Annotated in this window: 7 protein-coding genes; all 7 read left to right on the forward strand. The window is 34.7% G+C overall.

The window, feature by feature from the left end; translation table 11 throughout:
• The first annotated feature begins 12 nt into the window (after positions 1 to 12).
• The 7 genes from HDC92_RS08995 to HDC92_RS09025 all read left to right on the forward strand — a co-directional run bounded on the left by HDC92_RS08995 (position 13) and on the right by HDC92_RS09025 (position 11,164).
• Positions 13 to 1,572 carry a DUF5689 domain-containing protein gene (locus HDC92_RS08995; RefSeq protein WP_255484495.1) on the forward strand — a complete coding sequence of 520 codons (1,560 nt, stop codon included), beginning with the start codon at positions 13 to 15 and terminating at the stop codon, positions 1,570 to 1,572.
• A 312-nt stretch (positions 1,573 to 1,884) separates the two neighbouring features.
• Positions 1,885 to 3,108, forward strand: a complete 1,224-nt coding sequence (locus HDC92_RS09000) for an O-antigen ligase family protein (protein ID WP_183873943.1) — start codon at positions 1,885 to 1,887, stop codon at positions 3,106 to 3,108.
• A gap of 49 nt (positions 3,109 to 3,157) precedes the next feature.
• A complete protein-coding gene (locus tag HDC92_RS09005) occupies positions 3,158 to 4,432 on the forward strand; it encodes a hypothetical protein (protein ID WP_183873945.1) in 1,275 nt (424 codons plus the stop codon).
• Positions 4,433 to 4,512: 80 nt separating this feature from the next.
• On the forward strand, positions 4,513 to 6,480 hold the full coding sequence (locus tag HDC92_RS09010; RefSeq protein WP_183873947.1) for a transglutaminase-like domain-containing protein: 1,968 nt from the start codon (positions 4,513 to 4,515) through the stop codon (positions 6,478 to 6,480).
• A 259-nt stretch (positions 6,481 to 6,739) separates the two neighbouring features.
• On the forward strand, positions 6,740 to 7,228 hold the full coding sequence (locus tag HDC92_RS09015) for a hypothetical protein (protein WP_183873949.1): 489 nt from the start codon (positions 6,740 to 6,742) through the stop codon (positions 7,226 to 7,228).
• Positions 7,229 to 7,383: 155 nt separating this feature from the next.
• On the forward strand, positions 7,384 to 8,421 hold the full coding sequence (locus HDC92_RS09020; RefSeq protein WP_183873951.1) for a PorV/PorQ family protein: 1,038 nt from the start codon (positions 7,384 to 7,386) through the stop codon (positions 8,419 to 8,421).
• Between the two features lie 301 nt (positions 8,422 to 8,722).
• On the forward strand, positions 8,723 to 11,164 hold the full coding sequence (locus tag HDC92_RS09025) for a S8 family serine peptidase (protein ID WP_183873953.1): 2,442 nt from the start codon (positions 8,723 to 8,725) through the stop codon (positions 11,162 to 11,164).
• The last annotated feature ends 185 nt before the right edge of the window (positions 11,165 to 11,349 follow it).

Genomic DNA, 11,349 nt, shown 5'->3' on the forward strand with positions numbered 1-11,349 from the left:
ATAATTTCAGATATGAAAAAGACATTAAAATATATCCTTTTACTAATAGCAATTGTTAGTGTTTGGATGGGGTGCAAACGGGACAGTGACTTTATTCTTAGCACACCTAGCGCATATATCTCTAATTTCGACCTTAAAAAGCTTTATAAAGGGGGAGACTTATTGCTTAACGCAGAATTAATGGGTGGGGCAACCTCTATTAAAGGAGTTGTAATATCAGACTTTAGATCAGGAAACTCGCCAGCTGGATTGTTGATTTTACAAAACAGTAGAATGGCTGGCAATGGGATTGATTCATTAAGAGGCATGGCATTCAATATCGGCGCAGATGCTTCAAAATATATTCCTGGAGATTCTGTACACATTAATGTGAATGGAGCAACGTTAAAGAGGATAGATGGGATTTTGCAAATAGTTGGTGTAGCAAATGAATCGGTAACAAAAATTGCAGGTGGTAAAACGCTTAAAACGCAGGCGATTAATACCGGTAGGATTTTAGCAAATCCAGATATGTATGAAAGTACGTTAGTGACTATAAGTAGTGCATTATATGAGCCAGAGCCAGCTCCTGGAACAACCTACGCTGGCGACAAAATTATCAACGATGGTTTTGGAAAAGCTACCGTACATACTGAAGCTACCGCATCTTTCGCCTCAACTGCAGTATTACCGACAGGTAATTTCACCGGTATACCTTTTATTACTGGTTCCGGTGCTTCAACAAAAATAAACTTATGGTTACGTTCGCTGGATGACTTTTTCTTCGTTGTATTACCAAAACTTTCTCCAGCAATCATTACCGGATATTTAGTTGACCCTAATGGTGGAGATCAGAATAATGAATACATCCAATTTTTGGCTACAAAGGATATCAATTTCGCGACAACCCCATTTGCAGTTTATACTACCAATAATGCTGGTGCAACGGTTTTCCCACTTCAGGGATGGAATACTGGGGGAGTACGGACATATAAATTTAATTTGACTAGTGGAACAGTTTCTAAAGGTCAGTATTTTTATGTTGGTGGTTCGGCAAAACGTATCAACGGATCTCCTACACAAGCATCACCTAATACGCCATATTCAACTGATATAAGTTCTGCAAAATGGATAGCTGGTGTGGATTATTCGGTAGAAACCGGAGTAGTTGGTGCAGATGGAATAGGGGCTAAAACAAATAACCTGTTGGCTAACAGCGGTAACATAGCAGGTATAGCTATCTTTGAAGGAACCAATGTGACAATTAACAGTGTCCCGTTAGACGTGATTTTTTGGGGTGGAACAGGTGGTAACTTTTATAGTGCTGGTCCGCCAGAAGTTGGATATAGAATTACTAACACTGATTATTATAGCACAATTAACCCACTTACGCGGTTACCGCAAAACTTTATGGGAGCAGGAACAAATACCAGTCGCTTAGGCTTTCCAACTGCAACGAGCTTCGCTAAACTTGGTGGTGTTTATGATGCTACTTCAGGTAGATGGGTTACCGGAAGAACATTGACAAGTGTTCCTTTAACCCTAACTTCACAGCTTTCACAAATAGAAGGTGGAACGAGCTTAGTTAATTAACTAATATAGGGTCAGCTATTAATAGCTGACCCTTTTTATAATGATGCAGGATGAGATTTTCATCGATAAATACTAATTTAATACAAGATTATCTAGATGATATATTTGAAATAGTTTTAGATAAATGGGTTGAGGATAGATATATAACTAATTAAAAATCATTCGTCTATGTATGTCGAGGTCAAATCGTAAAATATAATATATAAGAGCTTATAAAAACATTGACAGGCGTTGCTTTAACTTAAATATTGTAATTTTATTAATCATGTATCGCTAGAAGAGATAATATATATGAATATATACCAAAAGTTAATGCAAAATAAAGGTGGAATTCCAATTATTCTGAGTATAGCGGGAATTTTGGTTGCATTAATTTCTGGCAGTCGGTCTTTTTTTATCGGATATCTTATTAGCCTTCTTTTTATTGTTTTAGTTTACCGTAACTATAAAGTCAGCATAAGAAACGTTGCGATTTCTGTTTTTTCTCTCTGTTTTCTAGTCTATTCTTTAGTTTCATTTATAAAGCCAGATTCTTCATTGGGAAGAAAATTAGTTTATAAAATTTCTTTTCAAATTTTAAATGATCATTATATTTCTGGAATAGGTTTTGGAAATTTTGGTCAAGTTTATGGAGAGTATCAAATTAATTATTTTGCAAAAGGAGATTTTACAATTAAAGAGCTTTTGCTTGCTGATAATACCAAGCACGCATTCAATGATTATCTACAATTCATAATTGAAGGTGGAATTTTGGGCTGTTTAGCTTTGATTTTATTTGTGGCTTTAATAATTTATGTTATCAAAATTGCATTGAGAAAATATCCTAAATCCATATTGTTAGTTTTGTCAATAGCACAATTGATTGTGATAGCAGTAGCTGCAATTTTTATGCATGTATTTGAAAAGCCTTGGATTCAATTGATAACTGTAATTTTGCTTATTTTTATAATTAAGTATGCTTATCTTAATGAAAAAAAACAATCATTTTTTTATGTTTTAATTGTATCAACAATCTTTTTTATCTGCTATTATCACTATGGGTTTTACGTCATGAACTATAAGAAATTTGAAAAATTTGAAGAAGCAAAACAACTTGGACTTATGGGATTTAATACAGATTCTTTTTCTATTTTAGAATCCTTATACCCCACTCTTAAAGATGATGTTGGATTCTTAACTGAATATGCAAGTCTACTTACATTACATGGTAAGCATTCGGAAGCAGAAAAGATTTACTTGATGGTAGTGCGTAAAAATAATTCTAATATTTTTTATCTCAATCTAGCTAAAAGCTATCTGCAAAGCAGAAAATATAGAGATGCTGAACAAGCTTATCTTAAAAGTATTAATAGAGCGCCTAACCGTTTCGTTCCTAGATTTGAACTCTATAATTTTTATAAAGCAACACAACAATTTCATAAAGCAAAAAGACAAGGAAATGAAATTTTAAAATTACCAGTTAAAATTCCGTCTCTTGTAGTAGATCAAATTAAAAAAGAAGTTTTTACAACTATAAATACATTAACAATAAATTAATAACTATGTAATCCAATTAACCAAATATTAACCCTCACTAACTTTAGAAATGAAAGTAAAATTTATTAGACGCTCTTTAATCGCCCTATTAGCGATTCTAACATTTAATTCTTGCCAAAAGGAAATGCCTGATTTCGCTTCAGCATTGGAAGAATTAAATAATCCTGAACAGCCTGTGACAGTTCAGGCAGCAAAGTTATATTTAAAGAATTTAAGAAAGCAGCAGGGCAACATTGATGCCCCGTTAAAAGGAAGTAAATCTATTCCTAAGTTCTCTAAAAATAAAAAGTTTGTTGTTTTTTCAAAAGCGTATACTGGTGAAACCTCAACTGCAACTTTTATAGAAGCTCCTATACTTTATAATAGACGGTCTGTTCCCATTATTAGAACTAAGGGGGAAACTAAAAATTCGCAAGCAGATACGAAAATTAGGAAATCATCAATAGATAGACTGGTAATTTTTAAGGATAAAAAAACAGGGAAAGTAGGTCATAGCATAGTTACTTTTTTGCCCACTGAAGAGTATCTTACAAAAAGAAACGGAGATATTAGTCGGAATCACATAGATAGACTTGATAATGAATTTAGTGGCTATCTTATCTTCAAGAATTGGAAAGGGAAAATCGTTGGCATAAGAGAAGTACGTGATGGTAAGCTAGTATACGCAAAAAAAACAAACATAAACAAGCTTGCCTCCGATTCTAAGACACCACAAGGTAAAAAAAGTACAGCAGGATTTAACGGCTCAATTTGTGAGTGGGAATGTTCGTTCATAGATGTAGATATTTATGAAATGACTTGTTATGATGTAAATCCTGAAAATGGAACTTGGTCATGTGAATATGAATTTATAGGCACTGAGCATTTAAATGTATGCGTTCCTCAACAAAACCCTCCCGCGGGATGCTCAACACCTCCGATTGAAGAAGGAGAAACGTACATAGTTCCTGATCCTTATAATGAAGGGGCGGTAATTTGTCCTAATCTTCAAGATCGTCCGACTGAAAATTGCATTATGTCAAATAGTCCAAGCTCAGGACCTGCAGGCACCTATGTGCGATTTGATATATTTGGCGTCTATGTTCTTCCTGGTTATACTTGGATGGTGTTTGAAAACATCGTGACCAATGTTGAATATAAAATACCGATTGCTGCTCCGGATGGGTATCTTATGCCCCCATGTATTTATTGGTGGTATGTAACCGTCCAACTTCCACCAACCATACCAGCAGGTGAATATTATATGAAATGGGAATGCGATGGGGAAGTGTTCTATTATGAGTCTAGAACTTTTGTAAAACGAAAATTCGAAGTAACACCATAATTTATATAAATCATATATGATGAGGGATTAATTTAATTAAACTCTCATCATTGTTTAATTATATGTATATCGCATAACTGATGGTTTATAAAAAAATAACATTACTATTTTTTTCTTTATTGTTACTTGGATGCTATCGTAGTCCGGAAAGTGTAACCAAAATCATATCATTAGCAGCAGATAATGGCAAGTATTTAACCGAGGTAATTGAGCATGAACGGCTTTATGGTGACAAGAAAAAGTTAAAGGCAGCAAATTTTTTGATCTCTAATATGATTGATAAGTATAGCATTGAAGGTAATGAAATTGATAACTATAATGGGATTTTTAATGTATTTAGGGATTATCTTCAGCAAAAGAAATTTATTTATAAAAAATCTCCAGTAATTCAAGCTAAATGGGATTCGATTGTAAATATTCATGGTTATCCTACAATTGATGAAATGGAGATGATTGAAGATTACAAGAAAATAAAGTCAAAATTTTTGATTGATAATATAGATTCCGCATTTGTTAATTATAATAGTAAATGGGGTAAACATCTTTCTTTTGATCAGTTTTGTGAATATCTATTGCCTTATAGAAATTATACTGAAAAATTGGAATCTTGGAGAGGGGTGCTTTTTAATACTTATAGTTCACTCTTTGATTCGGTAAAAGAAAAGGATATTTATCATGTTGTAGAAAGTGTAAATACAGCTTTGGAAAAAATAATGGATACTAACCATACTTTATGGGAGTATCCATATGATATCTCAACAACCAATATGTTATTGGCGCGGAGGGGTTCATGTAAGCAAATAGTTGCACATACATCTCTGCTTTTTAGGGCCCATGGTATTCCTGTCGGCATTGACTATACACCTTTATGGGGTGATCGGCCGAATGGACATTTTTGGAATACAGTAGTGCTTGAAAATGGGAAAAATTTTCCTTTTGAAGCAGCTACAATTCCTTTTGGGGGAATTGATAATTTTCCTTATCGACTATCCAAAGTTTTTAGAAGAACTTTTGCTATTCAAAAAAATGAAATGCCTGAAAATAAAAATGAAGTGCCGGAAGATTTATTAGATAATAGGAGGATCGATGTGACTTCATCTTATGTAAAGAGCTATAATATCGAGATTCCTTTAATAAAAAACTTAAGGACAATAAAATGTAAAAGTGCTATTATATGTACTTATTCTAAGACAAGTTGGAAAGCGCAAGATTGGGGGAAAATCAAAAATGGGAAAGCCTATTTTAAAGATATAGGCCCCAACATTTTGTATTTGGCTATGTTTTATTTCAATGGTGAATATATTCCCGCGAGCAACCCATTTATATTGACGAAAAAAGGTGAACTTAATTTTATTACGCCCAATAAAAAGAAATTAACTAATGAAGTCTTAACACGGAAAAATCCAAGCTGGCCTGTTAATATCAAAAACATGAGCATGTCTATAGGCGCTAAATTTGAAGGCGCAAATAAGGCAGATTTTAGTGATGCTGAAATGCTTGACTCTATAAAGGATATGCCTGATAAATATGTTGAAGTAAAACTAAACGGGACAAAGAAATTTAAATATGTTAGGATGATTGGACCTCAAAATAAAAATGCTGTAATAGCAGAGATTGAGTTTTATACCAAATCTTTAACTGGAAAAATGTTAAAAATTCCTGCAACTAAAATAATTGGCTATCCGGAAGTAACCAAAGATGCTGCGACACCATATCAAAATGCTTTTGATAATGATCCAAATACTTATTTTATGGGTGGCAAAAAATCTTTTGGATGGGCAGGCCTAGAATTTCAAAAACCAATTGCACTTTCGAAAATTCGGTATAGTCCACGGAGTGATACTAATTTTATACTTATCGGGGACACATATAACCTTATGATTTGGAGTAACAATTCTTGGGTTTCTTTAGGAAAAAAGGTAGCCGTTGACCAATTTTTAAACTATAATAACATACCGGCAAATTCTTTATTCCTTTTACGTAATTTATCGAGAGGAAAAGAAGAGAGACCTTTTACCTTAGAAAATGGAAAGCAAATTTGGTGGTAATGAACATAAAGTATGCTTATGCAATGAAATTTAAGTAATAAATCCGTCTGAGATTGAGATAGAAATGCAAATAAACCAGTAGCAGAAATTGCTTTCTAAGAGTTAAAAATAACGGGAGCAATAGTAACTGCTTTATTATATGCATAAGAAGTATTGTTAATGAGATAAGTGTCATATGACAGGAAAGTTTTGTTAAACAGATGGTGACTAAAAGATACTATTAATGATAATTAACCTAACATTTTAATCAAAAACAGTTATGAAAAAATCATCCCTTATGAAAGCCTGTTTAAGCATAGGCTTCCTTTTTACTCTGTTATTCCTTTTTTCATTTGAATCTTTTGCTTCCATACCAGTTGGCAAACCAACCGGTAAAGTTATTAAAAGTGCAAGATGGTTCAACTATCCTTATGCAATCAACGGGCAAAGGGCAATGTCCTTTTGTTCAGATGTCGTTAACGAATCCACCGTTGGATTCCAGTCCAATGATTTACAAGATGGAGCAACTGTTTGCCGATGTCAGCTTTATCGCATAACCGTGCCAAATTTATCCTGCGCTCCTATATCATGGGGGGTGTTCAATGCAACAATAGCGTATTCTTATTCTAATTACGACAAACTGGTTCAATTTACCAACGGCATTCTTGTAGATGGCTATGCAAATGTTTGGATTACTGTTACAGATCCTGTAACAAGCGATCTTTATTCTGTTGAATGGGCATTTTCTGGCGGTCAATGCTGTGAATAAACATTTATCAGAAATTCAAAAAATTTGAATTCCTATCTTTTAAATCATTAATAGTTGTTAAGGAAGGAATATACCCCTTCCTTAATAATAATTTTTTTGCCAATGATATTTTAGAATACAATTTTATTAAATTAAGCTCTTAAATTAATCGCCTCATGAAAATATCTTTTGTAAATAGTTGCTTACTATCTTACGTCTTTTTTAGCTTATCAATATCTTTTAAATGTTTTGCACAAAGCAATATTTCTTCACCCTTTAATCAGACTACGTTACCTTTCCTACTGATTACACCAGATGCACGCGCATCAGGGATGGGAGATGTGGGAGTATCTACTTCTCCTGATGTATATTCTATCTATTGGAACGCCGCAAAATATGCATTTGCAGATCAACCTTCAGGCATTGGGATTTCCATAACTCCATGGAAAAGACAGCTGACAGAAGACATGAATCTGTTTTACCTTTCAGGTTATCATCGGTTAGATGAGTTACAAACTGTGGCCGGTTCCATTAAATATTTTGTGTCAGGCAGAAATGTTTTCACGGATGGTGAAGGAAATGAAACCAGTTCTTTTAAACCGATGGATCTGTCTATAGACTTTGCTTATATCAGAAAGTTGTCTGAAGAGGTTTCACTTTCAACAACTTTAAAATATGTTCGCTCTGATATTACTGCATTAGAATTTGTTCAAAAACAAGGTGTTACAGGACAGACCTTTGCTGCAGATGTTGGGATTTTTTATAATAATTCAATACATGCCGGCGGAAAGGAAGGCAATTTGGCTTTTGGGGCTGGTATTGCTAATCTTGGGCCTAATATTAAATACGGATCAGCTAGTCTACCCATGCCCATTTTGGCTAAATTAGGGGGGACGTTTATGGGCTCGTTAGACAATTCCATAAAATATGCATTGAGTCTGGAAATGTATAAACCTGTCGTTAAAAATTCTACAGGTATGCCTAATATTTCAACAGGTGTTGAGGTTTTGCTAGCGAATAAGTTTGCGGTAAGAATGGGCTATTATCAATCGGAAACTATCCCTGAAAAAGGCAGGTATTTTACAGCCGGGATGGGATTGGATTATTTGAATTTTAGTCTCAATTTCTCCTACCTTTTTCCAACCCAGGAATTAAGCGTTATGAATAATACTGTGAGGTATTCTTTAGCATATATAATTGGAAAAAGAGAATAGGTAAACCATTTTTTTCTTATGGTGTAACAAATAAAATTTTGATTTACAGATACTTATTGATATATTTAATCAGTTAAACACTCTTATGATAACGCTCCGATACTCACCTCTTCTTGTTTGCGCCAGGCGTAATAGTTTTTTTAACAAAATTATAATAGCTTTTGCTAACATCAATCGTCAAATCTCTTTTAAGGGTAAACCTCCCGATTGTACTGATCAAAAAAATGTTTATAGCAATATATGGAACTAGTTCATATACTATCATCACATTGTATCACCAATTCTAAAAGATTAAAGAAAAATGAAGAAACTACTATTGATTATTATTTTACTTTCCTCGTTTGCATTATATGCTCAAGAGAAGCTTAGTTACAAGGTAAAGGAAAGTACCATAGAATTCAGCATTTCTCCCAATGAGTATTATATAGAATTTTCAGAAGTCAATAAAGAGAAAACCCTCCAAAAATTATCATCAACAAAGCATACTCAAATTGGCAAAAATGCAGAATTAATAACATTAACCAACCTGCCACAAAAGGATTTTTCAAATAAAAAAGCAGCAATTGTTGACACATTTAATGGTTTATTAACCAGGATAGAACCTGTGCTGATTTATAGCGATAGTACAAAACAGATTTGTAAAGGTGAATTGATTATAAAAATTAAAAACCAGGTTCAACCAATTCAAAGTTTGTTTAAAGAATATCGTATTAATATTACTCCCGATAAGTTTGTAGGTAATCAGTACATTATCAAGATAGACGAAATTACAACTTCCCAATTATTTGCTTTGACAGAACGTTTGCAACAAAATAAAAATGTAGAATTTGCTGAACCTAATTTTATACGACTTTCAAAGCACCATACTGCCGATCCATATTATAATTCACAATGGTCAATTAAAAACTTAGGGTACTACGGTGGCACGACAGGGGCTGATATGCATGTTGAAGATGCATGGAATTATGCAACTGGACAAAATATAAAAGTTGCGGTTATAGACGAAGGAGTGGATTTAAGCCATCCTGACTTAGCTGCAAATTTATTGACTGGTTATGATGCTACAGGAGGTGGCTCAAATGGTGGGCCTGCGGCAGGCACTAATGATGCTCATGGAACTGGTTGTGCAGGTATAGTAGCTGCTGTAGCAAATAATAGCATTGGCATTGCAGGGATAGCATATAATGCTAAAGTGATGCCGGTCCGAATTGCCTACCAAGTTGGTAGTTCTTGGTATTCTACCAATTCTTGGATTTCCGATGGTATTACTTGGGCAAAGAATAATGGAGCTGATATTTTAAGCAATTCATGGGGCGGGGGAAGCCCTTCAGCAGTTATAACTAGTGCTATTAATGATGCTGTAACCAATGGAAGAAGTGGGAAAGGTTGTGTTGTGTTATTTTCAACTGGAAATGGCAATACTTCAATAGGTTATCCGTCAACGCTTAGTAATGTAATTGCTGTTGGAGCTAGTACAATGTGCGACGAACGTAAAACCCCGACTTCATGTGATGGTGAAACTTGGTGGGGAAGTAATTATGGTACAGGCTTAGATATAGTGGCTCCTGGCGTTCAAATTTATACTACAGATATTTCAGGATCTGCCGGGTATAGTGTGGGAGATTATTTGTCTAATTTTAATGGAACTTCTTCTGCCTGTCCTAATGCAGCAGGTGTAATGGCATTGATACTATCTGCAAATCCCAATTTAACGCAGCAACAGGCAAGAGATATTTTAGAAACGACCTGCGATAAGGTCGGTGGCTATACTTATTCATCTAGTGTTTCAGGTCAGCCTAATGGTACATGGAGCAATGATACGGGTTACGGAAGGGTAAATGCATGTGCAGCAGTAAATAAGACATTGGAAGGAGCCCTTTCAATTTCTGGTCAAAACTACATTTGTAGTGATAACATCTACACCATACCTAACCTCCCATCTGGCGCAACAATTACCTGGAGCATAGATGGATGGTGCGCAGAGATTACTGCATCTAGTGGTAACCAAGTAACCGTTTCCCGTATTGATAATGGGACCTTCACTGTAAAGGCTACAATCACAGCGAGTTGTGGAAGTATAATGCTGCAGACAGGCACTATTACGTCAGGTATACTTTGGGGACCATCGGTCCAAATTGCCTGTGAAGATGGATGTGGGGGAAGCGATGTACTTTGTACCGGGGGTGGTCCGCACAGTTACTATAATAATGTAATGACCTATCAATGTAGTTCATTGCCTGCTTATCCATTAACATTCCATTATATGATTATAAATGATACTTATCCTGCCATAATTTTCCAGGATAGTCTCACTCTCGGACCTAGTGGGTATCGCTATCTGCCTACAAACCTCGCCCCAGGCTTCTATAACCTGGAATTTTGGACAAGTGGTGGGCCATGCAACGAATCGTCCGACTGGAACGAGATTTGGTTTGAAGTGGTCAGTTGCGGATCTTCAGCCCGAATGGTGGTTTACCCTAATCCGTCTAATACCGAATTGAAAATTACCTACCAGGATATTGAAAAGACAGGAAAAACAGCAACTACAACCGCTACTAACGATACCAAAAACTTTAATGTAAAACTGTTAAGTAAGGCCGGGAAAGTACTAAAAGAAGGTAAAACAACACAAACGAATAAAGACATTACATTGCAGGTTGCAGACTTACCTAATGACACTTATTTCCTCCATATTTACGAAGGAAAAAATGTAACCAAAAAACAAGTGGTAATATGGCATTGAGAAAACTTATGATATTGATCATATAGTTAAATAAAGGAGCTGGGTACACGCTGTAGTCGCTCCTTTATTTTTTACAGTAAATCATAAAAAGGAAACAAAATGAAATCTATTTTAATTTTGTATTATTTCTTTTTTAAATCTTTGTGCTTTCTTTTGGTTTTTTATTTTTTTGTTATAATTTTAAA

Source organism: Pedobacter sp. AK017 (assembly GCF_014200825.1).
GTDB classification, from domain to species: Bacteria; Bacteroidota; Bacteroidia; order Sphingobacteriales; family Sphingobacteriaceae; genus Pedobacter; species Pedobacter heparinus.